This window comes from Vogesella lacus, assembly GCF_979366295.1.
Map to the genome: position 1 here is coordinate 255,068 of NZ_CEETQT010000003.1, position 26,746 is coordinate 281,813.

The 26,746-nt window shown below is 59.6% G+C and carries 22 protein-coding genes; 16 read left to right on the top strand and 6 right to left on the bottom strand.

What is annotated here, in order from left to right:
* Position 1 precedes the first annotated feature (1 nt).
* Together ACZ9W6_RS05310 and ACZ9W6_RS05315 are read right to left on the bottom strand one after the other, a co-directional pair.
* A complete protein-coding gene (locus tag ACZ9W6_RS05310; protein ID WP_465190029.1) occupies positions 2-1,042 on the bottom strand; it encodes an oxidoreductase in 1,041 nt (346 codons plus the stop codon).
* Complete coding sequence (locus ACZ9W6_RS05315) at positions 1,039-2,223, bottom strand: citrate synthase family protein (protein WP_465190030.1); 1,185 nt, start codon at positions 2,221-2,223, stop codon at positions 1,039-1,041. Before ACZ9W6_RS05315 ends, ACZ9W6_RS05310 begins: the two co-directional genes overlap by 4 nt.
* Before the next feature lie 114 nt (positions 2,224-2,337).
* Between ACZ9W6_RS05315 and ACZ9W6_RS05320 the strand changes: the two genes are divergently transcribed.
* The gene (locus ACZ9W6_RS05320) at positions 2,338-3,120 is read left to right on the top strand and encodes a class I SAM-dependent methyltransferase (RefSeq protein WP_465190031.1); all 783 of its coding nucleotides are present in this window, start codon (positions 2,338-2,340) and stop codon (positions 3,118-3,120) included.
* Here the strand turns inward: ACZ9W6_RS05320 and ACZ9W6_RS05325 are convergent.
* A complete protein-coding gene (locus ACZ9W6_RS05325; protein ID WP_465190032.1) occupies positions 3,098-3,952 on the bottom strand; it encodes a response regulator in 855 nt (284 codons plus the stop codon). The two genes, ACZ9W6_RS05320 and ACZ9W6_RS05325, sit on opposite strands and share 23 nt — an antisense overlap.
* Positions 3,953-4,085: 133 nt before the next feature.
* Positions 4,086-5,672 carry a YdgA family protein gene (locus ACZ9W6_RS05330; RefSeq protein WP_465190033.1) on the bottom strand — a complete coding sequence of 529 codons (1,587 nt, stop codon included), beginning with the start codon at positions 5,670-5,672 and terminating at the stop codon, positions 4,086-4,088.
* Between the two features lie 111 nt (positions 5,673-5,783).
* Between ACZ9W6_RS05330 and ACZ9W6_RS05335 the strand changes: the two genes are divergently transcribed.
* Positions 5,784-7,007 (top strand): DesA family fatty acid desaturase, encoded by a 1,224-nt coding sequence (locus ACZ9W6_RS05335; protein ID WP_465190034.1) that lies wholly within the window; start codon positions 5,784-5,786, stop codon positions 7,005-7,007.
* A 72-nt stretch (positions 7,008-7,079) separates the two neighbouring features.
* Positions 7,080-7,424, top strand: a complete 345-nt coding sequence (locus ACZ9W6_RS05340) for a RidA family protein (protein ID WP_465190035.1) — start codon at positions 7,080-7,082, stop codon at positions 7,422-7,424.
* A gap of 97 nt (positions 7,425-7,521) precedes the next feature.
* On the opposite strand, the gene ACZ9W6_RS05345 is transcribed toward ACZ9W6_RS05340, so the two are convergent.
* The gene (locus tag ACZ9W6_RS05345) at positions 7,522-8,907 is read right to left on the bottom strand and encodes an FAD-binding oxidoreductase (protein ID WP_465190036.1); all 1,386 of its coding nucleotides are present in this window, start codon (positions 8,905-8,907) and stop codon (positions 7,522-7,524) included.
* A 493-nt stretch (positions 8,908-9,400) separates the two neighbouring features.
* Here ACZ9W6_RS05345 and ACZ9W6_RS05350 point away from each other — a divergent pair, with 493 nt between their 5' ends.
* The gene (locus tag ACZ9W6_RS05350) at positions 9,401-10,795 is read left to right on the top strand and encodes an amino acid permease (protein ID WP_465190037.1); all 1,395 of its coding nucleotides are present in this window, start codon (positions 9,401-9,403) and stop codon (positions 10,793-10,795) included.
* Positions 10,796-10,890: 95 nt separating this feature from the next.
* Here ACZ9W6_RS05350 and ACZ9W6_RS05355 read toward each other — a convergent pair whose 3' ends face one another.
* A complete protein-coding gene (locus tag ACZ9W6_RS05355) occupies positions 10,891-12,669 on the bottom strand; it encodes an ABC transporter ATP-binding protein/permease (protein ID WP_465190038.1) in 1,779 nt (592 codons plus the stop codon).
* Positions 12,670-12,856: 187 nt separating this feature from the next.
* Between ACZ9W6_RS05355 and cysS the strand changes: the two genes are divergently transcribed.
* From cysS to ACZ9W6_RS05415, 12 genes are all read left to right on the top strand, one after another.
* A complete protein-coding gene (gene cysS / locus ACZ9W6_RS05360) occupies positions 12,857-14,230 on the top strand; it encodes a cysteine--tRNA ligase (RefSeq protein ID WP_465190039.1) in 1,374 nt (457 codons plus the stop codon).
* A gap of 128 nt (positions 14,231-14,358) precedes the next feature.
* Entirely contained in the window at positions 14,359-14,574 is a 216-nt protein-coding gene (gene rpmE / locus ACZ9W6_RS05365) for a 50S ribosomal protein L31 (RefSeq protein ID WP_465190040.1), read from the top strand.
* A gap of 93 nt (positions 14,575-14,667) precedes the next feature.
* A complete protein-coding gene (locus ACZ9W6_RS05370) occupies positions 14,668-16,308 on the top strand; it encodes an ArnT family glycosyltransferase (RefSeq protein WP_465190041.1) in 1,641 nt (546 codons plus the stop codon).
* Positions 16,309-16,525: 217 nt separating this feature from the next.
* The gene (locus ACZ9W6_RS05375; RefSeq protein WP_465190042.1) at positions 16,526-17,746 is read left to right on the top strand and encodes an aspartate aminotransferase family protein; all 1,221 of its coding nucleotides are present in this window, start codon (positions 16,526-16,528) and stop codon (positions 17,744-17,746) included.
* A gap of 109 nt (positions 17,747-17,855) precedes the next feature.
* Positions 17,856-18,896, top strand: coding sequence for an arginine/ornithine succinyltransferase subunit alpha (gene aruF / locus ACZ9W6_RS05380; RefSeq protein WP_465190043.1), 1,041 nt, complete (start codon positions 17,856-17,858; stop codon positions 18,894-18,896).
* A complete protein-coding gene (astA, locus tag ACZ9W6_RS05385; RefSeq protein ID WP_465190044.1) occupies positions 18,893-19,927 on the top strand; it encodes an arginine N-succinyltransferase in 1,035 nt (344 codons plus the stop codon). The genes aruF and astA overlap by 4 nt, the downstream gene beginning before the upstream one ends.
* The gene (gene astD, locus ACZ9W6_RS05390; RefSeq protein ID WP_465190045.1) at positions 19,928-21,388 is read left to right on the top strand and encodes a succinylglutamate-semialdehyde dehydrogenase; all 1,461 of its coding nucleotides are present in this window, start codon (positions 19,928-19,930) and stop codon (positions 21,386-21,388) included.
* Positions 21,385-22,734: an N-succinylarginine dihydrolase gene (gene astB / locus ACZ9W6_RS05395; RefSeq protein WP_465190046.1), complete on the top strand. Its 1,350-nt coding sequence runs from the start codon at positions 21,385-21,387 to the stop codon at positions 22,732-22,734. Before astD ends, astB begins: the two co-directional genes overlap by 4 nt.
* 500 nt (positions 22,735-23,234) lie before the next feature.
* Entirely contained in the window at positions 23,235-24,164 is a 930-nt protein-coding gene (locus ACZ9W6_RS05400; RefSeq protein WP_465190047.1) for a branched-chain amino acid ABC transporter permease, read from the top strand.
* A 22-nt stretch (positions 24,165-24,186) separates the two neighbouring features.
* Positions 24,187-25,263: an ABC transporter permease subunit gene (locus ACZ9W6_RS05405; RefSeq protein WP_465190121.1), complete on the top strand. Its 1,077-nt coding sequence runs from the start codon at positions 24,187-24,189 to the stop codon at positions 25,261-25,263.
* Positions 25,256-26,026, top strand: a complete 771-nt coding sequence (locus ACZ9W6_RS05410; protein WP_465190048.1) for an ABC transporter ATP-binding protein — start codon at positions 25,256-25,258, stop codon at positions 26,024-26,026. The genes ACZ9W6_RS05405 and ACZ9W6_RS05410 overlap by 8 nt, the downstream gene beginning before the upstream one ends.
* Positions 26,023-26,733 carry an ABC transporter ATP-binding protein gene (locus ACZ9W6_RS05415; protein ID WP_465190049.1) on the top strand — a complete coding sequence of 237 codons (711 nt, stop codon included), beginning with the start codon at positions 26,023-26,025 and terminating at the stop codon, positions 26,731-26,733. The genes ACZ9W6_RS05410 and ACZ9W6_RS05415 overlap by 4 nt, the downstream gene beginning before the upstream one ends.
* Positions 26,734-26,746: the final 13 nt, after the last annotated feature.

Consider the following 26,746-nt stretch of genomic DNA (forward strand, 5'->3'; position numbering starts at 1 on the left):
TTCAGCGTATCAGCAGCTCGCAGCCGTTGTGGGCGCTGTCCAGCCCCAGCTCCAGCAGCTGCTGTACGGCGACGGCCTCGTGCGGCGGCACCGGATTGGATAGCCCCTGCAGCAGCGCTTCGCCAATCGCCTGATAGAAAGCACCGTAGTCGCCGCGCTCGTTGGGAATGGCCTGACCGCGTTCTTCGCCGTCCTGCTGCCAGTAGTGCAGGCCCGGAATCGGGTCCAGCCCCCATTCGTGGCTGCCCGGCATTTCGCCGGCGCGCAGCGAAGTCTCCTGACTGTCCATGCCGTATTTGATATAGCTGCCGCTATGACCGTGAATGGCAAAACGCGGCGAGCCGCCGCTGATCAGGCAGGAGCCGGCCAGCCGCACGCGCATGCGGCCGTAACGCAGCTGGGCATGGAAGTAATCTATCGCCGCAGCCCCCTGGCGCTGCGCCGCCATGTCGACATGAATCGCATGCGGCATGCCGAACAGCTGATAGGCCTGATCGAGCAAATGCGGGGCAAGGTCATACCACAGGCCACCGCCGGGTGCGGCATCCTCGCGCCAGCGACTGAGCACCTGCGGGCGGAAGCGTTCGAAGCGTGACTCGAACAGCGCAATCTCGCCCAGCGTGCCGGCCTGCAACAGTTTGCGCACGGTGAGGAAGTCGGCATCCCAGCGCCGGTTGTGAAACACCGACAGCAGCTTGTGTCTTTGCCCGGCCAGCACCTGCAGCTGTTGGGCCTCACGCAGTCGCAGGGTGAAGGGCTTGTCGACGACCACATGCTTGCCGGCATACAAGGCCGCTTCGGCCAGCGGAAAGTGGCTGTCGTTGGGGCTGGCAATCACCACCAGATCAATCTCGTCATCAGCCAGCACCTGGCCGAAATCACTGCAGATGCGCGGCTTGCCGGGCAGGCCGGCCAGCGCCTCGCCACGGCTGCTGACAATGCTGTGCAGACGCAGCCGCGGGCAATGCTGGATCAGTGGTGCGTGTATGGTCTTGCCGGCGTAGCCATAGCCGACCAAGGCGACATTGACGATATCGGTCATGCTGAATTCTCTCCAAGGTTGGCCGCAGCGCCGTGTTTTGCCGCTGGCGGGCCATCGTAATGTGCACGCGGCCTGATCAGGCTGCCGCGGTCGGCCTGCTCCATGATGTGGGCGAGCCAGCCTGCCGTCCGGCCCAAGGCAAACAGGGTAAACGCCGCCCCGCGTGGCAGGCCGAGGCTGCGGCGCAGGGCCACCAGTGCGAAATCTATGCTGGTCATCAGCTGGTAGCGCTCGTGCATGTCTTGCGTAAAGCGTGTGGCCGGGCTGTCGGGCATATTTGACATTAGCAGACAAGCCCGCGGATCGCCTTCGGGATACAGCGGGTGGCCAAAGCCGGCCGGGGGCGAGCCGGCAGCAGCATCGGGCAGGGTGTTGCCGGGCAGATGCTCATCCAGCAGTTTTTCCACCTGCCAGGTTGCGCCGCCGTGTTTGTCGCCACCCAGGGTCGCCAGTGCGGCCAGCAGGGCGGCAGCCATCTCGCTGCCGGTCGAGCCGGTACAGCGCGCGACAAAGCTGGAGGCGTTCAGCTCGTGGTCGGCGCAGAGTATCAATGCCTTATCCAGCAGGCCTTGTTGCGCGTCTGACAGCTGCCAGTGCTGCGCGAGCTGGCAGCCGAGGCTGGCGCTACCCGGTTTCGTGCCCAGCAGGCAGGCACACATCAGCCGCAGCAGGGTCAGGGCCTGTCTGGTGCTGTCTTGTTGCGGCAAATCGGCCAGTTGCTGACGGGCCAGTGCCAGCAGCGCCATGCTGTGCCACAAGCTGCCATCGTGTCTTGCGGCCAACTGTTGCCAGGCGGCATCCAGCAGCGGGGCAGGCTGCTGAAAGAGGGCAGGCTCGCATTGCCACAGCTGGGTAATGCAGTGTTCGAAAGGCTGTTTGATCAGCTCGCTGACGGCCATGCCGCGGTAATACAGCATCTGCTCGCTGATCAGGCTGATGCCGGACGACAGCACCGGCTTGCCCCAGTCCAGGGTATGGCTGGCAATCTGGCCGGCCTTGCGGCCAACCTGCTTGCTGGTCAGCAGGCGTTCGATATCGGCGCGCCGGTAGTAGTTTTCGCGATAGCTCTTGCCCGGATAAACCTTGATCAGCCCGCGACTGACATAGCTGTACAGCGTCTGGCGACTGATGCCCAGCAAGGCAGCCGCCTCGCGGGCATCCAGCAGGCCGCGAGTGTCCATTTTCATTCCTCCAGGTGGTGCTGTCGCACAATCTGATACTTGATCGAATCAATCAAGATTGATGCGGATAAGGCGTGGCGCGATATTGCGACTGTCATTGCACGGGAGCTTAACATGAAGACAAACATCGATTTCGGCCGCACGGCCAGTGATTATTCGCGTCATCGTGCCGGTTTTCCAGCGGCCTTGCTTGCCGCCTTGCGCGAGCGGCATCTGGCACTGCCGGGGCAGCGTGTACACGATATGGGCACCGGTACCGGCAATCTGGCGCGCTTGCTTGCCGGCGGTGGTTGCCAGGTTGGCGCCAGTGATATCGCGGCGCCCTTGCTTGCCGAGGCACGGCGGCTGGATGCGCTGGCGGGTGTGGCGATTAACTATGCCGAAGCCGCGGCCGAGGCTTTGCCGCTAGCTGATGGCGAGCTGGATTTGCTGACAGCGGGCCAGTGCTGGCACTGGTTCGAGCGCAGCCGTGTCGCCGCTGAGGCGTGGCGGGTATTGCGGCCCGGTGGAGCGCTGCTGATCTGTCATTACGACTGGCTGCCCTTGGCGGGTAATGTGGTGGCCGCCACCGAGTCGCTGATTCGCCGGCACAATCCGGCCTGGCAGATGCATGGCGGCTGCGGGATTTATCCGCAGTGGTTTGGCGATCTGGCGCAGGCGGGTTTTGGCGGGATTCAGAGTTTCAGCTTTGATACGGCCGAGCCCTACACCGCCGAGGCATGGCGCGGCAGGATACGGGCCAGTGCCGGGGTGGCGGCTTCGCTGGATGCAGAGGCGGTGGCGAGGTTTGATGCCGAATTGGCCGGGATGCTGCAAAGTGACTTTCCCGGCAAGGTGTTGGCGATACCTCACCGGGTGTTTGCGGTATGGGGGCTCAAGCCGGACGACGCTGCCTGAGTTTTTCCAGCTCCAACCAGTGCCCGTCTTGCTGGCGCACACAGTTGGCCGCAACTTCGGCGACGATGGCCAGATGGTCGCGCAGGCGGCCACAGCGGTCGTCGTCATGGATCGGCATATTGCGTACTACCAGACAGAAGTTCGGGTAGTTGAAAGCGGTATTGCTGCCTTCCGAGGAAATATGCGGCAGGGCCAGTGCAGTTTCGATGATGCTGGATTCCAGCGGGCTGACCGGCCCCTGCGTCGAGTGCAGGAACTGGCCTTGCTCACCATAAGCCTGCATGCAGCCTTCCAGGCTGTAACGGTTCAGCGCCTGGCCGGCGGCACTGGCGATATCCTGATAGCTCTTCCACAGGCTGCTGTTGCGCAGAAAGTCAATCAGCTCGCCCATTTCCGACATGGTGGTCATCGCTGTCATCGCGGTGGCAAACGCCATCTGGCCATCGGACTGCAGGCGCTGGCGCTCATCATGCTGTCTGAGCAGAATGTCGATCTTGCAGCGCAGCTCGTTCTCGTTGGCCGGCTTGGCGATGAAGTCGTTGCCGCCGACATCGTAGGCGCGCAGGCGTTGCGACAGGTCGGTCTTGGCCGAGACGAAAACCAGCGGGCCGCTGTAGCCCTGCTGGCGCAGTTGCTGGCAACACTCGAGGCCGTCCATCTCGGGCATTTCGATGTCCATCACGATCAGGTCTGGCTGGCTTTCATGGCAAAACTGCAAGGCCTGAAGGCCGTTTTCGGCCAGCCTTAGCTGGTAATGGTTGCCGAACATGGTCTGGTAAACCATGCGCTGGGTCTTGCTGTCATCGACAATCAGTAAATTGGCATTCTGCATACGGGGTCCCTGCGGCGAGGAGGCATTGCTGTCAGATGATCGGGAGATATCCGGTTAAACACAGTATATGCAAAAGAAATGGCACGGTGGCAAGCAAAAGAATGCCCCGGGTAGCGGGCCCGGGGCTATTCATTTACTGCGCGGCGGAGGCGTCGGCAGGCGGGGCTGCTTCAGTCTCTTCCCACGGTAGCGGGACGTGTACCTTGTTGACACGCAGCTGGCCTTGCTTGAAGTCGATCGAGGTCCTCAGCTGGCCGTGGTCATGCACCAGCATCTTCTGGTTTTCCCACTCGGACAGCTGGGCATCCAGCAGACCTTTGGCCAGATTGTCGATCTCTTCGAGATTGGGTTGCTCTTCGGCGCTGGCATCCACGGTAAACAGATTGCGAGCCTGGCTCACTACCAGGTTTTCCAGTGTCTGGCGCGGCAGCTCGATATTGAGGTTGGCGATAAAGCGCTTGATGAACTCGACCGGCGCTTTCATATCGCTTTCCTGCAGGCCTTGCAGTGCCAGCTGGCCATCCAGCTTGGCCATGCCGGTCGGCATCTTCAGTGAGAAGGTGTTGATCTGGATTTTCGGGTCCTGCATCAACAGCGGCAGGCCTTCCTTGGTGATGGTTTCGACATAGCGCTTGCGCAGCTGGGCCGGATCTTTCACCTCGAAAGGCAGGCGGGTCAGCGCCTGATCCAGCTTCACCAGTGTCGGGCCATGCAGATGGTTGGCCGCAATATCCAGTTTCAGCGGGCCGTACACGCTGTCGTTGTAGCTGAAGGTGTCAAAGTCCAGCTTGCCGCGGGTGTTGACGAACTCTTCCTGCTCGCTGGTGACGATCTGGTATTTGAGGTTTTTCAGCTCGACCTTGGACGGGCGGAACTCGCCGCTCGGGTTGATGAATTCACCCACGCGTACGCGGCTGACCAAGTGGATCAGCTCGTTCAGCTTGATGCTGTAGGGGATGCTTTCGTTCCAGTTGAGCTTGACGCTGCCGACGGTCAATTCGCCCGTGCCCAGTTTCACACCGGTATTGCCGGGGCGCACATCGGACAGGTAGCGGATCTGGTCAAAGCCGAAGCTGCCTTTCGGGCCGGCCTGCAGCAGGAAGCCCGGGCTGACGGCCTCGGACTGGTATTCCTTGTAGCCGGCGGCGTAGGCCAGTTTCAGGTCAAAGCCTTTCCAGCCCATCTTCACGCCGGCCAGCGCTTCTTCGTAGTCAAACTTCGGTACCGACACCTCAAGTTGGCCGCCACCGGTCAGGCCAAGATGATTGGTGATGGTGATCGGTTCGGCATCGCCAAAGAAGCGCGACAGCATCTTGCGCGTGTCTTCCGACATGTCAAAGCGGGTTTCGACGCGGGCCCGGCCTGGCTGGAAGTGGCCGGACAGCAAGCCCGGCATCGGGCCGTGCTGTACCTGGTGTTCATAGCGGATAGTGCCCTGGAACAGCGGGCGCATGTTTTCCGGCAGCAGACCGATGTACGGCCCCAGCAGCTCCTGATTGAAGACCAGCTCGGTGCGCTCGCTGGACGAGAACCAGCCGCGCTCGTACTGGTGGGACTTCACCTTGAAAACCGTCATGCCGGCAATCATGGCGTGCTGTTCTGCCAGGGTCTCTTCGGCCTTGATGCCCGCCCAGTAAGAAAAGCCGCCGTAAATGGCCAGGATGCTGGCCGCAGTAATCGCAGTAAGTTTCAGTGCGTGGGTGTTGACGTTCACGGTCATGCCTGTGTGTCTGATGGATGGCGTATCTTAACCCATGCAAGTGCCGGCTGACGATTGGCGGGCAGGGCGCGGCGAAATAGTTTGTCTTGCAGCGGCAGGGATTTGTGTAAAATGGAGCGCTTACTCTCATTACAGTTCGAGGTTAAAGCCGGTATGCAATGGCTTAACGGTCTGATTGATCTGCCCTGGTGGGGCTATATTGTCGTGGCACTGGTGCTGACTCATATCACCATCGCGTCGGTTACCATTTTCCTGCATCGTCACCAGGCACATCGTGCGCTGGATCTGCATGCCATCCCGAGTCATTTTTTCCGTTTCTGGCTGTGGCTGACTACAGGTCAGGTCACCAAGGAGTGGGCAGCCATCCATCGCAAGCACCATGCTCGCTGCGAGACTGCCGAAGATCCGCATAGCCCGCAGGTGCTGGGCATCAAGAAAGTGCTGTGGCAGGGTGCCGAGCTGTATCGCACCGCCTGCAAGGATCGCTCCATCATGGAGAAGTTCGGTCACGGCACACCGGATGACTGGCTGGAGCAAAACGTCTACACCCGTCACACCGGCAAGGGCATTATCCTGATGCTGGTGATCAACCTGGTGTTGTTCGGCGCGGCGGGCCTCGCGATCTGGGCGGTGCAGATGGCGTGGATTCCGTTCTTTGCGGCCGGCGTGATCAACGGCATCGGCCACTTCTGGGGCTATCGCAACTTCGAGAACGAAGATGCCTCCACCAATATCGTGCCTTGGGGCATCCTGATTGGTGGTGAAGAGCTGCACAACAACCACCATACCTTTGGTACATCGGCCAAGCTGTCGTACAAGTGGTACGAATTCGACATCGGCTGGATGTATATCCGCATGCTGGAAATCTGCGGTCTGGCCAAGGTGCGCAAGGTTGCACCGCGTCTGGCCGAAGCCGACGCTGCGGCCAACCTGAGCCTCGAGCACCTGCAGGCGATTGTCAGCAACCGTTATGCGATTGCTGCCCGTTATGCGCGTGAACTGCGCGACGTTTATCGCGGCGAGCTGGAAAAGCTGCAACTGCCTGAGCTGCGCCAGCCGCAAATGATGCGCAAGATGAAGGTGTGGCTGAAGCAGGATGCCAAGGACACGACCGAGTCTGATCGTCAGCAGTTGGCCGCCGTGCTTGAAAAGAGCCAGGTGCTGCAGACCATCTACGCCATGCGTCAGGAACTCACCCGCCTGTGGGAACGTTCCTCGCTGAGCCGTGAAGAACTGCTGAAAGAGCTGCAGGACTGGTGCGCACGCGCCGAGGCCAGCGGTATCGAATCGCTGCAGCGCTTCTCGCTGAGTCTGCGCCGCGCCGCGATGGCCTGATCGCCAGCTGTTTTGCCGGGCGCTGGTCTTGTGGCCAGCGCCTTTTCATTTGCCGGATAGAGTGGGGGAATCATGAGTCTGTATCGTCACAAACCAGGCAAGCGCCTGTCCGAAGCTGTAGTCGTCAATGGCCTGATCTACACCGTGCAGGTGCCGGATAGCGGCAAGGGCGATGCACGCGAGCAAACCGCCGAAACGCTGGGCCTGATCGACAGCGTGCTGGCCGAGCTGGACAGCGACAAGACGCGTATTGTCGAGGCCACCATTTTCCTGGCCGATCTGGCCGACTTCGACCAGATGAACGAAGCATGGGATGCCTGGGTGCCGGAAGGTCAGCCGCCGGTGCGCTGCACCGTGCAGGCCGCGCTGGCTAATCCGGACTGGAAAGTGGAAATCCGCATCGTGGCCAGCCGCTAAGTCTTTGCGGCCAACCTTGCTTAAGAAAAAAACCGCGCCAATCGGCGCGGTTTTTTCATGGCTGCGACGCTAGCGGCAAGGTTGGCCGCAAGCTGTTTCAGGCGGCTGGCGGCAGGATCTTGCCGGGATTCAGCAGATTCAGCGGGTCCAGCGCCAGTTTGATGGCGCGCATCATGTCAAGGCCGGCCTCGCCCGCCTCGGCAGCCAGATAGGCCTGTTTGCCGATGCCGATGCCGTGCTCGCCGGTGCAGGTGCCATCCATGGCCTGGGCGCGGGTCACCAGCCGGTGATTGATGGCCTTGGCCCGGGCCATGCCGGCTTCGTCGCCCGGTACTACCAGCAGCATCAGGTGGAAATTGCCGTCGCCGACATGACCGAATAGCGGCGCATCGACACCTTGTTCGGCCAGATCGGCATAAGTGGCCTCGATGCATTCGGTCAGCCGTGAAATCGGCACGCAGACATCGGTGGCCACGCAGCGGCTGCCCGGCAGCAGTTGCAGGCCGGCAAAGTAGGCGGCGTGCCGCGCCTGCCACAGCTTGTTGCGCTCTTCGTCGCGGGTGGCCCAGGCAAAATCGCCGCCACCATTGCTGCTGGCAATGTCCTTGACCAGCGTTGCCTGTTCTTCAACTGCTGCCGCGGTGCCGTGAAACTCGAGAAACAGGGTTGGCCGCTCGGGGAAGGTGGTGCGGCTGTGGCGGTTGACCGCCTGCATGGTCAGCGCGTCGAGCATTTCGGCGCGCGCCAGCGGAATGCCGCACTGGATGCTCTGGATCACCGTGTCTACTGCACCGGCGACGCTGTCGAAATTCACCACGGCGGCCGACATGGCCTCGGGCATGCCGTACAGCCGCACGGTGACTTCGGTAATGATGGCCAGCGTGCCTTCCGCCCCCACCAGCAGGCGGGTGAGGTCGTAGCCGGCCGAGGATTTGCGAGCGCGACTGCCGGTGTGCACGACGCGGCCATCAGCCAGCACCGCCGTCAGTGCCAGCACGTTTTCGCGCATCGTGCCGTAGCGCACGGCATTGGTGCCGCTGGCACGGGTCGAGGTCATGCCGCCCAGTGTTGCGTCGGCGCCGGGGTCGATAGGGAAGAACAGGCCGCTGTAGCGCAGTTCGCGGTTCAGCTGCAGGCGGGTGACGCCGGCTTCGACAGTGGCGGTGAGATCGGCCTCGTCGATGTGGCAGATGCGGTTCATCTGCGACAGGTCGATACAGACGCCGCCGTGGATCGCGAGGATGTGGCCTTCTACCGAGCTGCCGACGCCGTAGGGGATCATCGGTACACGATGCTGGTGACACAGGCTGACAATGCGGCTGACTTCTTCCGTGTTGTGCGGCCACACCACGATATCGGGCAGGGCATCGCCGTGACACGATTCGTCACGGCCGTGCAGGGTGCGGATGGCTTCGGCGCGGCTGGCGCGGTCTTGCAGCAGGGTTTGCAGTTTGGCAAACAGGGTGTCGAGTTGGCTGCTCATGGTTTCTCTCTTGTCATGTTGTGCGACAAGCGTAGCAGCACTACTACGGCGGGTAATGTCGGGTTTACCCTCGGGTGAGGTGGAGTGTTTGCCATGCTGCTGGCACAGTGCAGCGCGCGCCTGCCTGGCAAGCATCGGGTGATTTTTCTATCGAATCTGGCAAATACTTGTCACCGAGTGCGCTCAAGACTGGAAAGGGGTGAATTAGTTTCAGTCGACGAATTTTTGCATTGATCTGCCGGATTTTTGTGAGTCGAAGGCAGGGCAGAGTAGCTTGTTGTGGCGTAGCGGCATGGCTGTTCAGTAAATCAATATATTTTGAAATATATACAAAATACAGAATACGTTTGCTGTCTTGAAGGGTGTGTTGCGATGCGGCATAGTCCCGCCCCTGCTCGTATCTGCCACTGGCAATGCGACGCTATTCAAAGCACAACAAAGACTGGCAGCCGAGCTTTGGCAAGGTGACTTGGCCGGTGCAACGGGACACAAAATGAGTTTGTTACGCAAGAAAGATGTGCGCCAGATGATGGCTGCATCGCAGGGCGCGGGCGTGCTTCGCAAGGAGCTTTCGGCTTTTGACCTCACCATGCTGGGTATCGGTGCCATCATCGGTACCGGCATTTTTGTACTGACCGGGACCGGTGCGACAGTGGCAGGCCCCGGCCTTGTGCTGTCTTTCCTCATCGGCGCGATTGCCTGCGGATTTGCTGCACTGTGCTATGCCGAGTTTGCCTCGATGTTGCCGGTTTCCGGCTCCACTTATACCTATGCCTACGCGACATTGGGTGAAATCATTGCCTGGATCATCGGCTGGGATCTGATGCTGGAATATCTGCTCGCCTCCTCTGCGGTATCGGTGGGTTGGTCCGGTTATTTCCAGAGTTTGCTGTCGGGTTTTGGCCTGCACTTGCCGGACTATCTGACGGCGGCGGCGGGTGCGCGTCCTGGCGTGGAAACCTTGTTTAACCTGCCGGCCTTCATGATTGCGATGCTGGTCACGGCCTTGCTCGCTTTCGGCATCAAAGAGTCGAAGAAGGTGAACAATATCGTCGTGCTGATCAAGGTGGCAGTAGTGTTGCTGTTCATCGGCATTGCGGTGTGGCATGTGAAGCCTGCCAACTGGAATCCGGCTTTGCCCTATGGCATGAGCGGTGTATTCCAGGGCGCAGCGATCGTGTTTTTCAGCTTTCTCGGTTTTGATGCGGTGACCTGCGCGGCGGAGGAAGTCAAGAATCCGGAAAAAGACATTCCGCGCGGCGTGTTGTGGTCGCTGGCCATCTGCTCGCTGCTGTACGTGATTGTTTCGGCAATCATGACGGGCATTGTGCCTTTCATGCAGTTCAAGGGTGTTGATCATCCGGTGTCGCTGGCCTTGCAAGTGGCCAAGCTTGACTGGTTTGCCGGCTTTGTCGATCTGGGCGCGATTCTTGGTATGTTGACGGTGATACTGGTAATGACTTATGGCCAGACCCGCATCCTGTTCGCCATGTCGCGTGATGGCTTGCTGCCCAAGGTATTCTCGGAGGTGCATCCGAAATATGGCACACCTTACAAGGCAACCTGGCTGATCGGCACCATCATTGCGCTGATTGCCGGCTTTGTGCCGCTGGGCACGCTGGCCGAGCTGGTGAATATCGGTACCCTGGCGGCCTTTACCCTGATTGCTGCCGCGATCATCGTGCTTCGCAAGCGCGAGCCTGATCTACCGCGTAAATTCCACTGCCCAGGTGTGCCTTATGTGCCGGTACTGGCGATGGTGTTCTGCGTCTTCCTGATGGCACAGCTGTCGGTGCTGACCTGGATCTGCTTTGTCGTCTGGCTGTTTATCGGCTTGCTGGTGTACTTCGGCTATTCGCGCCAGCGTTCGCACTTGCACAAGGCCTGATGATGCCGGCCAGACTTGGCCGCAAGACCTGACGTGAAACAATGCCGCCAGCCCGGTTCGGGTGGCGGCATCTTCATTTACCCCGGCGGTGGTACTCAGCCTGCGTTTTGCCAGCGACCATCACCGTTCAGCTGCAGCTGACGGTTGTGATGTACCAGCAGGCTGCTGCGATGGCCGACGCTGACCAGCGTGGTTTGCGGCAGCTGTTCGCGCACCAGCCGGTACAGTGCTTCTTCGAGGCCTTCGTCCATCGCCGAGCTGGCTTCGTCAAGGAAGGCCACTTGCGGTGCGGCCAACAGCAGGCGGCCGAAGGCGAGGCGTTGCTGTTCGCCCAGCGACAGAATGCGGCTCCAGTCGGCAACGGTGTCGAGCTGGCTCAGCAGATGGCCGAGCTGCACGGTTTTCAGTGCGATGTGCAAGGTAGCATCGTCACGTCGCGGGTGCGGGTAGCACAGGGCAGCGGCGAGTGTGCCCAGCGGCAGATACGGCTTTTGCGACAGGAACAGCATCTGCTCTGGTGCCGGGTGCGCGACTTCGCCTTCGCAATACGGCCACAGCCCGGCAATCGCACGCAGCAGCGTGGTCTTGCCGCTGCCCGATGGCCCGCGAATCAGCAGGGCATCGCCGGCAGTCAATTGCAGCGACAGCTTGTCCAGCAGCAGGCTCTGGTCGGGCTTGCGTACCGTCAGTCCGCTAAGGCGCAGGCCCTCGCTGCTGATCTGCTGGCGGGCTTGCGGCAGCTCGACCGCGGCTTCGGCAGCATCAAGAAAGCCGGTCAGACGATCAAGCACCGCCTTGTATTCGGCAAAGCTGTCGTAGGCATTGCGGAAGAAAGACAGATTGTCCTGCAGCTGGCCAAAGGCTTGCGCGGTCTGCACCATATCACCCAGGCTGATCTGTTTGTCGAAGAAGCGCTTGGCCTGGATCATGAATGGGAAGACCGCCGCCGTCTGGCTGACGATGAAGTTGAAACCCTGGAACTTCAGGCTTCGGAACACGATATCCCAGGCGTTGCTGATGACGGCGGCAAAGCGCTGGCGCAGGGTATTGCCTTCGACCTGCTCGCCACGATAAAAGGCAATGCTCTCGCCGTACTCGCGGATGCGTACCAGGGCATAACGGTAATCCGCGCCGAGCTTTTCGTTGAGGAAGTTCAGGCGGATCAGCGGGCGGCCGATCCACACTGCGGCAAAGGTAGAGGCGATGACATAAACGTAGACGGCAAACACCATGCCGCGCGGGATGTCGTAGCCGAACAGGTGTAGTACGCCGGACAGCCCCCACAGGATCAGGGTGAATTCAAAGGTTGAGACCAGTGCATCTATCACCCCCATCGACAGCGACAGGCTGCTGCCGACAAAGCTGCCGATGTCCTGCTGGATACGCTGGTCGGGGTTGTCGGAGTTTTTCTCGAGGAAATTGCTGCGATAGTGCGCCTGGCGATCCAGCCATTTTTGCAGCAGGGTTTCGTTCAGTGATTCCCGCCAGCGCAGCACGAAAGCCTGTTTGATATAGAAGTCGAACAGCGCGCGGCCAACGTGTACGCTGGCCAGCACGGCAAATAGCAGCATTGACGTCCAGAATGCCTTCTCATCGAGATTCTGCAGCGAGCTGTACATGCCGTTATACCAATTGGAAAACAGCACGCTGAGTCTTACTCCGGCCAGGGTCAGCAACAGGATCAGCAGCACGGTCAGCAGTGGTCGCCAACCGTTTTTCGGGTGCAGGAAGGGCTTGGCCAGCCGCCAGAATTGCCCGCCCCAGACGGTGCGCCGGATCAGCAGCCAGCAGCCGATGGCCGAGACCGCCAGTGTGATCAGAAAGGCTTCGGCCAGCCAGATGGCGCTGGCGGAGAGTTGGTGGGTCCAATCCATGATTTCCCCCTGAATGGATAAGGATTGCGGTCGGTTTGCTCTTGCTTTTGTCTGTCCGCCCCCTTGGGGGCTTGTTCCATCATATTACCCAGCGCCGGCGCTTGCCGGAAAGTGCAGCTTGCCCCTCGTGTTGACAGCGACTTTTGCTACAATAGCCGATTGTCTAATTCCCACAGGCTGTGCCGACATGCTGAATCTATACAACACCCTTACCCGCCAGAAAGAAGCGTTCAACCCCATCGAGCCAGGCAAGGTAAAGATGTATGTGTGTGGCATGACCGTGTACGACCTGTGTCACATCGGTCACGCGCGCATGCTGACGGCGTTTGACGTGATCTATCGCTGGTTCGCGGCCAGCGACTATGACGTGACCTATGTGCGCAATATCACCGACATCGACGATAAGATCATCAAGCGCTCGGCCGAGCGCGGCATCACACCGGAGGCGCTGGTAGAGGAAACCATCGCCGACATGCATGCCGACACCGAGGCGCTGGGCCTGTTGCGGCCAACCTTCGAGCCGCGTGCCACCCAGCACATCGACGGCATGCAATCCATCATCAACAAGCTGATCACCCGTGGCAAAGCCTATCCGGCACCGAATGGTGATGTTTACTACGCCGTGCGCGAGTTTGATGGCTACGGCAAGTTGTCCGGCAAGACGCTGGAAAGCCTGCGTGCCGGCGAGCGTATCGATGTCGACCCGAACAAGCGCGATCCGCACGACTTTGTTCTGTGGAAAGCCGCCAAGCCGGGTGAGCCGCAGTGGCAAAGCCCGTGGGGTGTCGGTCGTCCGGGCTGGCATATCGAATGCTCGGCGATGAGCTGCCATCACCTGGGCGAACATTTCGACATTCACGGCGGTGGCGAGGATCTGCAGTTTCCGCATCACGAAAACGAAATCGCCCAGAGCGAAGGCGCGCATGGCCACCAGTACGTCAACTACTGGATGCACAACGGCTTCATCAATGTGGATGGCACCAAGATGTCCAAGAGCCTGGGCAACTTCTTCACCATCCGTGATGTGCTCGGCCATTTTGATGGCGAAGTAATCCGTTTCTTCATCGTGCGCAGCCACTACCGCAGCCCGGTGAACTTTACCGACGGCATCCTTAATGACGCCAAGCAGGGCCTGACCCGCTTGTACACCGCGCTGCGAGGTCTGGATCTGCCGGTATCCAGCGGCATCGACTGGAATAACAGCTACGCAGCGCGTTTCAAGACGGCGATGGATGACGACTTTGGTACATCAGAAGCGGTTTCGGTGCTGTTCGAGCTGGCCGGCGAAGTCAACAAGAGCAAGGATCTGCAACTGGCGCGTCTCTTGAAAGATCTGGGCGGTGTATTGGGCCTGCTGGAGCGTGATCCGGAAGCCTTCCTGCAAGGCGAGGGCAGTGAGGATGGTCTGAGCGCCGAGGCGATCGAGGCGTTGATCCAGGCGCGCAAGGATGCGCGCGCGGCGAAAAACTGGGCCGAATCCGATCGTATCCGTGACGAACTGACTGCCGCCGGCATCGTGCTGGAAGACAGTGCTGGCGTAACTACCTGGCGTCGTGCCTGAGGCAAATTGGCAGGCAAGGTTGGCCGCATGCCGCCTTGCCCTTGCCAAAGCCGGCCGATGACCGGATAATGCCGTGTTTTCATGAAGTGCAGGCAAAACCCCTGTACCCGATAGCTAAAGGAAAAACCATGCAAGCTGATATCCAGCCGAACTACAAAGAAGTTGCCGTTACCTGCTCTTGCGGTAACAAGTTCACCACCAAGTCCACCATGGGCAAAGAAGCTTTCCACATCGAAGTTTGCTCCGAGTGCCATCCGTTCTACACCGGCAAGCAGAAGATCGTTGACACCGCCGGCCGCGTTGACCAGTTCAACCGCAAGTTCGGTAGCTTCTTCAAGCGCTAATTGCTTGGCTGAAGTCATGAAAAAGGCAGCGATAGCTGCCTTTTTTGTTTGTTCGGCGTATTCTGTTGTTCTGTTTTCCTGATCCTTTCCTGCATGCTGACCTATAGCGATTCCCGATTGCAGCGCCTGCCTGAGGCACGTGAAAAGCCGTGGCTCTTGCTGTTGCTGACCTTTGTCTGGCTGTGGCCAGGCATTCTTGGCCATACCCCATGGAAGCCTGACGAGCCGTATGTGACGGCAGTCGTGCAGCAGATGCTGCATGGCGGTCACTGGTGGTTGCCGCAAATCGAAGAGCAGGTTTACCTCGATAACGGCCCGCTGTACTACTGGGTGTCCATGCTGTTTGTGCAGCTGCTGTCGCCATGGTTGCTGCCGGTGCATGATGCGGCACGACTGGCGACGCCGCTGTTCATGGCCTTGGGCCTTGCCTTTGCCGGCGGGGTTGGCCGCGAGCTCTTGGGGCGGCGTCATGGTCGCAGCGTGGTGTTGATCCTGATCGGCTGCTTTGGCCTGATTGTGACCGGCCACGAGATGAATCCGATCGTGGCGGCCTTTGCCGGTTATGCCGGGGTGTTCTACGCACTGGTGCTGACCTTGCGCTCGCCGGCACTGGCCGGTGCCTTGCTGGGTGGAGCTACGGTGGTGTTGTTTCTGGCCAGCAGCCTGTTGCCGGTGATGCTGGTGTGGAGTGTGGCCTTGTTCTTGCCGGCGTTTGCCGCGTGGCGCAACAAGGGCTATACGATCACCCTCATCATGGCGTTGCTGGTGGCCATTCCGCTGGCCGGTGTCTGGCCGTTGGCACTGTCGCGTGGCGCGCCGCATGTCTTCGAGCTGTGGTGGCAGGATTACGCACTCGGCCCCTTGAACGGTTTTGGCCGCATCGGCCTGTTCCATGAGTTCGGTTACTACCCGAAGCTGATGCTGTGGTATGCGATGCCGGCATGGCCGTTGGCTGCATGGGCGCTGTGGAAGAATCGCCGCTATGACACGCCGCAGCTGCAACTGCCTTTGCTGTTTTTTACCGTCATTTTGCTGCTGCTGACGTTTTCCGATCGCAGCAGCGGCGAGGATGCGATGCCTTTGCTGTTACCGCTGGCGGTGTTGGCGGCGCTGGAGCTGGATAGTCTCAAGCGTACGGCGGCGGCATTCCTCAACTGGTTTGGCTTGATGACTTTCGGCCTGTTTTCCTTGCTGGTATGGCTGGGTTGGGTGGCGCTCAACTTTGGCTGGCCGGCAGGGTTGGCCGCAAGGCGTGATTACTTTACGCCGTTTTACGAGCCGCAAGTTTCGCTGCCGGCGGTGGTGCTGGCGGTGCTGGCTTGTGCGTTCTGGTTGTGGGCGGTGACGCGGCGCAATCTGCGCGGGCGTCAGGCGGTAACCAACTGGGCGGCCGGCCTCACGCTGCTGTGGGGCTTGCTGCTGACCTTGTGGTTGCCGGCGCTGGATGCTGCCAAGAGCTATCAGCCGGTGGTGGTGCGTATGGCAGCCAGCTTGCCGCAGCGTGATGTGTGCGTGGCGGTAGAGCGCAATCTCTTGCTGACCCGCATCAGCTGGCTTTATTACGCGGATATGCGCCTGCAGCCTTATGCGGCGGGTCAGCCGGTGCCGTGTGACTGGGTGTTGGTCGTGCGCAGTCGGGACGAGGCGATGGCGCATGAAGGCTGGATCCTGCACTGGCAGGGCGGGCGACCGCGCGACAAGCATGAAATTTACGGTTTGTTCCGTCGGCCTTGAATCATGAAAAAGCCACCGCAAGGTGGCTTTTTCATGGGTGTTACAGTTAAGTTGCTGATTTTAATGAAAATTGCCGGTCGTGAATATTGTTGGACAGTGGCGATAAAAGTGTAACTGCATGTCGCAAAGCGGATATGGCCAGATTCACGGAATGGATTAGAATCTTTTGCAGACTAGGCGATACGCCGCAAATCCCATAAGAACGAAGGAACTATCAATGAGCAAGCAAGTTAGCCGTGAGACTTTTGACCAGGTTATGGTCCCCAACTACGCACCTGCCGGTTTTATCCCGGTCAAGGCTGCCGGTTCGCGAGTGTGGGATCAGGATGGTCGCGAGTTCATTGACTTCGCCGGCGGTATCGCTGTGAACTCCCTTGGTCATTGCCATCCGGAGCTGGTTGCCGCGCTGACCGAGCAGGCGAACAAGGTCTGGCACGTGTCCAACGTGTTCACCAACGAGCCGGCACTGCAACTGGCCAGCGATCTGGTCGAGAAGACCTTTGCCGAGCGCGTGTTCCTGTGCAACTCCGGTGCAGAAGCCAACGAAGCCGCCTTCAAGCTGGCGCGTCGTTATGCGTTTGACCACTTTGGTGCCGACAAGTACGAAATCATCTCCTGCACCAACTCCTTCCACGGCCGTACCGTGTTCACCGTGAATGTGGGTGGCCAGCCGAAGTACTCCGAAGGTTTCGGCCCGAATCCGACCGGTATCAGCCATGTGCCGTTCAACGATATCGAGGCGCTGAAGGCCGCGATTTCCGACAAGACCTGCGCGGTCGTGATCGAACCTATCCAGGGTGAGGGTGGTGTCCTGCCGGCGACGCTTGAATACCTGCAGGCAGCGCGTGAGCTGTGTAATCAGCACAATGCGCTGCTGGTATTCGACGAAGTGCAGACCGGTATCGGCCGCACTGGCGAGCTGTACGCCTACCAGGCTTACGGCGTGACTCCGGATATCCTGTCTTCGGCCAAGGGTCTGGGCGGCGGCTTCCCGGTTGGTGCGATCCTGACTACCGAAAAGATTGCCAAGAGCCTGGCTGTCGGCACTCACGGCACCACCTATGGTGGCAACCCGCTGGCGTCTGCCGTTGCCGGCAAGGTGCTGGAAATCGTCAGCCGCCCGGAAGTGCTGGCCGGCGTAAAAGCCAAGCATCAGCGCTTTGTTGACGGTCTGAATGCCATCAACGCCAAATACAATGTGTTCAAGGAAGTGCGCGGCATGGGCCTTTTGATCGGTGCCGTGGTCAGCGACGAGTTCGCCGGTCGCGCCCGCGAATTCCTGAAAGCCGCTGAAGCCAAGCAGCTGATGGTGCTGGTAGCTGGCCTGTCTGTTGTCCGTTTCGCTCCTTCCCTGCAAATCGCTGACCAGGACATCGACGAAGGCCTGGCGCGTTTTGATGCGGCCATTGCCGAGCTGGTTGCAGCCAACCGCAAGTAAGCCGTCCTTAGGGTCATTTCATAGATAAACAAAGGGGAACCTGCTGTCGCAAGACAGCAGGCGGCCCTTGCTGCGCCCTGAATTTGGCGCAACACGAGGAGAATCCGTCATGTTGATTGTGCGACCCGTGCGCATTTCCGATCTGCCGGTCATCGAGAAAATGGCGGTCGAAAGCGGTATCGGCGTAACCAGTTTGCCGAACAACCGCGAAAAACTGTACGAGAAGATCCAGAACTCGCTGGGTGCTTTCGAGCACGAGGCCGTGGCCGGCACCGGCCGCGAGTACTATATGTTTGTGCTGGAAGATGCCGGCGAAGTGGTGGGTACCGCCTCGATCAGCGCATCGGCCGGCTTCGAAGAGCCGTTCTACAGCTATCGCAGCGAGACCATGGTGCATGCTTCGCGCCAGCTCAAGGTCAACAACCGCATTCATGTGCTGACCATGTGTCACGACCTGACCGGCATGGTGCAGCTGTGCGGCTTTTTCTGTGACCGTCGCCTGAGTCTGCAGGCTGGCGAGTTGCTGTCGCGTGCCCGTCTGGCCTATATGGCCGCCGCGCGCGAGCGTTTTGGCCGCCGCGTGCTGGTTGAAATGCAGGGCATTCTGGACAAGCAGGATCAGTCCCCGTTCTGGGATGCCATCGGCCGCCGCTTCTTTAATATGGATTTCCCGCAAGTCGAGCAGGCTTTTGCCCAGCGCAGCAAGACCTTTATTGCCGAGCTGATGCCGACTTATCCGATTTATGTGCCGCTGATGCCGGATGCCGCGCAAAACGCCATCGGCCAGATCCACCCCGATTTCGAGCGTCCGTTCAGCATTCTGAACCGCGAAGGTTTCGAGGCGGACAACTATATAGATATCTTCGACGGTGGCGCGGTGCTGACTGCCGAGGTCGACCAGCTGTTTACCATGCGCGAGCAGCGTCTGCTGCCGGTGCAGATCGTGGCGCAACTGCCGGCCGAAGCCAGCGAGCAGCTGATCTCCAATCATCGTTGCGACCGCTTTGCCCTGACGCAGGCGCTGGCACTGGTGCGTGATGGGCAACTCTTGCTGAGCGCCGAAACCGCCCACGCGCTGCAATTGCAGCAAGGCCAGCAGGCCTGTCTGATTCCGGTATTGCCGAACGAACACAAAGGAGCCGAGGCATGATGATCATCCGTCCTGTCCGTGCGACAGATCTTGAAGGCCTGATGGAGCTGGCGCGTAGCGCCGGTGTGGGCCTGACTTCACTGCCGGTGAATGCCGACAGGTTGGCCGCAAGAATCGCCCGTTCCGAAGCGAGCTTTGCCGGCAAGGCCAGCGAGGCCGATCGCGGCTATGTCTTCGTGCTTGAAGATGCGGCCAACGGTCGTGTCGGCGGCATTTGCGCCCTCGAGGCTGCCGTCGGCCTGAAAGAGCCCTGGTACAACTACCGTGTCGGCACCATCGTGCACGCCTCGGAAGAGCTGGGTGTGTACACCCGTCACGAAACCCTGTTCCTGTCCAACGACCATACCGGCTATTCCGAGCTGTGCACCTTGTTCCTGCATCCGGATTACCGCGTCAATCGTAACGGCAGCCTGTTGTCCAAAAGCCGTTTCCTGTTCATCGCCCAGTTTGCCGAGCTGTTTGGCAAACAGGTGGTGGCCGAGATGCGCGGCGTGTCGGACGAGGCGGGCAATTCGCCGTTCTGGGAGGCGCTGGGCCGTCATTTCTTCTCGATGGAATTCGCCCAGGCGGACTACCTGACTGGCGTGGGGCAGAAGGCTTTCGTGGCCGAGCTGATGCCGAAGTTTCCGGTGTATATCGACTTCCTGCCGCATGACGCGCAGGCCGTCATCGGCAAGACCCATGACAACACCCGGCCGGCCGTGGCGATGCTGCACGGAGAAGGCTTCCGTTACGAAGGCTACGTCGACATTTTCGATGCCGGCCCGACAGTGCAGGCTTACACCCAGGACATCCGCGCTGTGCGCGACAGCCAGCTGGTGAGTGTCGTGATCGGCGACGCCCAGCCCGCCGGCAATAGCGACAGTTATCTGGTCAGCAATACCAGCCTTGATGGCTTCCGTGTGCTGTTGGCCGAGTTGTGTGTCCAGGCAGAACAGATTGTGCTCAGCGCTGCGCAGGCGGCGTCACTCGGAGTTGCGGCCGGCGACAAGGTACGCGTCGTGACTCTGACACCAAGGGAGAATGTATAAATGACGACTCATTTCATTCAGGGCCAGTGGCTGGCGGGTGCCGGCGAAGCCTTGCAAAAACAGAATCCGGCCAATGGCGACACCATCTGGCAAGGTCAGGCGGCTGATGCAGACCAGGTTGGCCGCGCCGTGGAGGCTGCCCGTGGCGCCTTCAAGGCCTGGGCGCGTACCTCGCTGGACGAGCGTATCGCCATCATTCGCCGCTTTGGCGAATTGCTGAATAGCAACAAGGCCGCACTGGCCGAGGTGATTGCGCAGGAAACCGGCAAGCCGATGTGGGAAGCGCTGACTGAGGTCACCACCATGGTCGGCAAGGTCGAGATCTCGATCAAGTCCTACCACGAGCGTACCGGCGAGCGCAGTGCCGTAATGGGCGATGCGCAGGCGGTGTTGCGTCACAAGCCGCATGGTGTGGTGGCGGTATTCGGCCCGTACAACTTCCCCGGCCATCTGCCGAACGGCCATATCGTGCCGGCGCTGATCGCCGGTAACTGCGTGATCTTCAAGCCATCCGAACTGACGCCGTGGACCGCGCAGGAAACCGTCAAGCTGTGGGCCGAAGCCGGTCTGCCGGCAGGCGTGCTGAATCTGCTGCAGGGTGCACGAGACACTGGCGTGGCACTCGCGAATCATGCCGGCATCGACGGCCTGTTCTTCACCGGCAGCTCGACTACCGGCAATGTGCTGCACAAGGCCTTCGCTGGTCAGCCGGAGAAAATCCTCGCGCTGGAGATGGGCGGCAACAACCCGCTGATCGTCGGCAAGGTGGCTGATGTCGATGCGGCCGTGCATCACGTGATCCAGTCGGCCTTTGTATCGGCCGGTCAGCGCTGTACCTGCGCCCGCCGTCTGCTGGTGGCCAATGGTGCCGCAGGCGATGCCTTCATTGATCGTCTGGTAGCGGTGGCGGCCAGGCTCAAGGTCGGCCGTTACAACGATGAGCCGCAGCCTTTCATGGGCGCGGTGATTTCGAATGCGGCTGCCGATGCCTTGCTGACGGCGCAGTCCACGTTGGCCGCAAGCGGTGGTCGTATCCTGCTGGAAATGAAACGTGTAGCCGAAGGCGCAGCCATGCTGACCCCGGGCATTATCGACACCACCAAGGCTCAGCGTCCGGACGAAGAGTTCTTCGGCCCGCTGCTGCAGATCATCCGTTACAACACGCTGGATGAGGCGATCGAACTGGCTAATGACACCCGCTTTGGTCTGGCCGGCGGCGTGCTGTCGGACGACCGTGCCGAGTACGAAGCCTATCTGCTGGAAGCGCGCGCAGGCGTGGTGAACTGGAACAAGCCGCTGACCGGTGCTTCGAGCGCTGCACCATTCGGTGGCATTGGTGCCTCCGGCAACCACAAGCCTAGCGCCTATTATGCGGCGGACTACTGCGCGTGGCCGATGGCCTCGCTGGAAAGCGACAGCCTGGTGCTGCCGGCACAACTCTCTCCGGGGATCGTATTGTGAGCAAAGCCTACGAAGTGAATTTCGACGGCCTGGTCGGGCCGACGCACAATTACAGCGGCCTGTCTTTCGGCAATGTGGCCTCGACCGGCAACCAGAATGCGGTGTCCAACCCCAAGCTGGCGGCCAAGCAGGGCCTGGAAAAAATGAAAGCCCTGCACGATATGGGCTTCAAGCAGGGCGTGCTGGCGCCGCACGAGCGTCCGGACGTGGCGAGTCTGCGTCGTCTGGGCTTTGCTGGTACTGACGCCGAGGTGATTGCACGTGCGGCCAAAGAGGCACCGGCGATTCTGGCGGCGGCCAGCTCGGCCTCCTGCATGTGGACGGCTAACGCGGCGACGGTCAGTCCGTCTGGAGATACTGCCGATGGTCGTGTGCATTTCACGCCGGCCAATCTGAACAACAAGTTCCACCGTTCGATCGAGCATCCGACCACGCGCCGCATCCTGCAGGCGATGTTTGCCGACGAATCGCGCTTTGCCGTACACGAGGCGCTGCCGGCGCAGATGCACTTCGGTGACGAAGGTGCGGCCAACCATACCCGTTTCTGTGCCGAGTACGACGGGGCAGGGGTGGAGTTCTTCGTGTTTGGTGCCGCGGCGTTCGATGCACGTTATCCGAAGCCGCAGAAATTCCCGGCACGCCAGACGCTGGAAGCTTGCGAGGCGGTAGCGCGGCTGCATGGCCTGTCCGAAGCTGGCGTGGTGTATGCGCAGCAGGATCCGGACACCATCGACGCTGGCGTGTTCCACAACGACGTGATCTCGGTTGGCAACCGAAATGTGCTGTTCCACCATCAGAAGTCCTTCCTGCAGCAGGCCGAAGTGCTGGCCGAGCTGGATCGCAAGTTGGTCGCCAAGGGTGGTCAGTTCATCGCGGTCGAGGTACCGGATGCCGAGGTATCGGTAGAAGAGGCAGTGAAGAGCTATCTGTTCAACAGCCAGCTGCTGTCCAAGGACAATGGTCGGATGCTGATCGTGGTGCCGGAAGAGTGCCGCAATATGCCCCGTGTCTGGGCATACCTGCAAAAGCTGGTGGCCAGCGGCGGCCCGATCGACGAGGTACGCGTCTTCGATCTCAAGCAGAGCATGCAGAATGGCGGCGGCCCGGCTTGTCTGCGCCTGCGCGTGGCGCTGTCGGCCAGCGAGATCGCGGCGGTGAACCCGAATGTGATGATGAGTGCGTCCTTGTTTGGCACGCTTAATGCTTGGGTAGATAAACACTATCGCGATCGTATTGCACCGGCCGATCTGGCTGACCCGTCATTGCTGATCGAGTGCCGCACGGCGCTTGATGAGCTGACCGGCATTCTGAATCTGGGCTCGGTCTACCCCTTCCAGCTTGCCTGACAGGCAGCAGCAGGGGGCTGATATGAAAAACCATCCGCGAAGGCGGATGGTTTTTTTTATGGTCAGGTGAGTGCGCTGCGAAAGTCGATTGTATACAAACCAATTTACTACCACGAAACCAAGGATGAGCGAAAATGCAAAACCATATATTCGACTTTGATCGGATAATGACATTTGATGTAAATATTCGAATATTTTCAAACTTTACGGCTTTTGAAAGTGAACATGTCAGGGGGTGTTTGTGTGCGCTGCAGCAAAAAATACCATTGAATGTATTGGTGATTTAATTCATTAAAATCAATGACTTGCAAAATGGTGATGCACCTTCAAAACACTGAAGTTTTAGCAAGTTTTAAGATTGACAGTAGATTGGATACGCCAGCATAATCCGCACGGCTTGTCGGACAGAAACCCAACTGCCGGCTATGTCGTATAAAGACGATATAAGAGGGAAAGCCCCGAAAAAATCGTCGGGACAATCATCCTTAGGAGATCCCACCGTGGACATTTTTCTGCAACAGATCCTCAACGGCTTGGTGCTGGGCAGTATTTACGCCCTGATCGCACTCGGCTACACCATGGTGTACGGGATCATGGGCCTCATCAACTTTGCTCATGGCGAAGTCGTGATGTTTGGTGCCATGGTAACCATCACCGTTGTTACCACCATGCTTGGTGCCGGCGTAGCTCTGCCAGGCCCCTTGCTGGTGCTTATCGGCCTTATGGTCGCTATTCCGGCGTGCATGCTGCTCGGTTACACTATCGAGCGCGTCGCATACCGCCCGCTGCGCAATGCGCCGCGTCTGGCACCGCTGATTACCGCGATTGGTCTGTCCATCGTGCTGCAGCAGGTTGCCATCCTGATCTGGGGTCGTAACTACATCCCGTTCCCGCCTATCCTCAATCACGACACCATCAGCATCATGGGTGCAACCATCACCAAGCTGCAGGCCGGCATTATTGCCTTGTGTCTGCTGATCATGGTTGGCCTGCTGGTTGTCGTCGAGAAGACCAAGCTGGGCCGCGCCATGCGTGCGACCAGCCAGAATCCGGCTGTCGCCAGCCTGATGGGCGTGAACGTCAATACCATCATTTCCGCTACTTTCGTCATGGGCTCGGCCCTGGGTGCGATTGCCGGCGTGATGGTGGCAACCAACTATGATCAGGCTCACTACTATATGGGCTTCATGATCGGTCTGAAGGCGTTTACTGCTGCGGTACTGGGTGGTATCGGCAATCTGGGTGGTGCAGTGGCGGGTGGCATCCTGCTGGGCATTATCGAGAGCCTGGGTGCCGGCTATATCGGTGACCTGACCGGCGGCTTCCTCGGTTCGCACTACCAGGACATCTTTGCCTTCGCCGTATTGATTGTCGTGCTGATTTTCCGTCCTTCTGGCCTTCTGGGCGAGAAGATGGCCGATCGTGCCTAATCCGGGAGACAGACAAGTGAGCATGACCATGGATAGCAACAAGAAACTGGCGATTTTCCTCGCCTCCGGCATTCTGCTGGCGGTGCTGCCCTTCATCGTGGGCAGTACTCTCGGCAACTCCTGGGTTCGTACCATCGACTATGCGCTGCTGTATGTGATGCTGGCGCTGGGTCTGAACATCGTGGTCGGTTTTGCCGGCCTGCTGGACCTGGGCTTCATTGCCTTCTATGCAGTAGGTGCCTATACCTTTGCCTTGCTGGGTTCGCCGCACTTCGGCATTCACCTGCCGTTCTACATCAGCATTCCGCTGGGCGCGCTGTTTGCCGCGATCTTCGGTCTGTTGCTGGGTACGCCAGTGCTGAAGCTGAAGGGTGACTATCTGGCCATCGTGACTCTGGGTTTCGGCGAGATCATCCGTATCTTCATGAACAACCTGAACGCACCGGTCAACATCACCAATGGCCCGCAGGGTATCAACCTGATCGATCCGATCCAGATTGGCGGTTTCTCGCTGGGCAAGGCACTGGAAGTCGGTTCCTTCACCGTCTCGCCGGTACAGCTGTACTACTACCTGTTCCTGGCGCTGACCATCGGTGTAGTAATCATGGCGCATCGTCTGCAGCACTCGCGTATCGGTCGTGCGTGGGTTGCCATGCGTGAAGACCAGATTGCTGCGGCGGCCATGGGTTTGAACATCCGCAACATCAAACTGCTGGCCTTTGCACTGGGCGCCTTGTCCGGTGGTGTGGCTGGTGGCCTGTTTGCCTCTTTCCAGGGCTTCATTTCGCCGGAATCCTTCGGCTTGCTCGAATCCATCATGATTCTGGCGATGGTAGTGCTGGGTGGCATGGGCCATATTCCTGGCGTGATTCTGGGTGCCGTGGTGCTGACTATCGCCCCGGAAATCCTGCGTGACGTAATTGGCCCGCTGCAGCGCGCAGCCTTCGGCAAAGAGCTGGTAGACCCCGAGAACGCACGTATGTTGCTGTTCGGTGGTGCCATGGTCGTGATGATGCTGGTACGTCCGGAAGGTATGTGGCCGTCCAAGCGTCGTGCTGCTGAATTTGCTGATGCCAAGAAAGGAGCCAGCCATGGCTGAGGTATTGCTGAAAATTGATGGCATCAACAAACGGTTTGGTGGCCTGCATGCGCTGAGCAATGTCAGCCTGCATATCAATAAAGGTGAGATTTACGGTCTGATCGGCCCGAACGGTGCCGGCAAGACCACCATGTTCAACGTGTTGACCGGTTTGTACACCCCGGATGAAGGCCAGTTCACCTTTGACGGTAAAGACCTGTTCCGCGCTGCACCGCACATCGTGGTGAGCTCCGGCATTGCGCGTACTTTCCAGAACATTCGCCTGTTCCATGAAATGACCGCGCTGGAAAACGTCATGGTTGGCCGCCACATCCGCAGCAAGGCCAATGCCTTGGGCGCGGTGCTGCGCAACAAGGCGACCCGTGATGAAGAAGCGGCCATCGAAGCCAAAGCGTGGGAATTGCTGCGCTATGTAGGTATCGAGGATGTGGCTCACGAACGCGCCAAGAACCTGTCTTACGGCCACCAGCGTCGTCTCGAAATCGCTCGCGCACTGGCTACCGAGCCAAAACTGCTGGCGCTGGACGAGCCGGCAGCCGGTATGAACCCGAGCGAAACCGACTCGCTGAAGGCGCTGATGGAAAAGATCCGCGACGACGGTGTGACTGTTTTGCTGATCGAGCACGATGTAAAGCTGATGATGGATTTGTGCGACCGTATTGCCGTGCTGGATTACGGCAAGAAAATCGCCGAAGGGGTGCCAGAAGTGGTACGCAAGGATCCTAAAGTGATCGAGGCCTATCTGGGAGTGGCACACGAATGAGCATGCTGGACGTCAAGAATCTTCAGGTTTCTTATGGCGGTATTCAGGCCGTCAAGGGTATCGATTTCCATATCAACAAGGGCGAGCTGGTTACCCTGATCGGTGCCAACGGCGCCGGCAAGACCACCACGCTGAAAACCCTGGTCGGCATGGTGCGTCATTCGGGTGGCAACATCCTGTTTGACGGCAAGGACACTGCCGGCATCGCAACCCACGATTTTGTGCGTAACGGCCTGGTGATGGTGCCGGAAGGTCGCGGCATCTTCGGCAAGCTGACCGTCGAAGAAAACCTGCAAATGGGTGGCTACCATCGCAATGACAAGGATGGTATCCAGCGCGATATCGAGCGCGGCTACGAGCTGTTTCCGCGTCTGAAGGAACGTCAGTTCCAGCTGGCTGGCACCCTGTCCGGTGGCGAGCAGCAGATGGTGGCGATGGCACGCGCAATCGTGTCGCAACCCAAGCTGCTGTTGCTGGACGAGCCTTCCATGGGTCTGGCCCCGCTGATCGTGGAAAAGATCTTCGAGATCATCCAGATGGTGGCAAAAGAAGGAGTAACCATGTTGCTGGTCGAGCAGAACGCCAAACTGGCCCTGCAGGTATCGCAGCGCGGTTACGTGATGGAAAGCGGCAAGATCACCATGAGCGGCCCGGCCAAAGAGCTGCTCGACGACGAGCGCGTGCGTAACGCCTACCTCGGCGGTTGATCCGGCCTTGCAG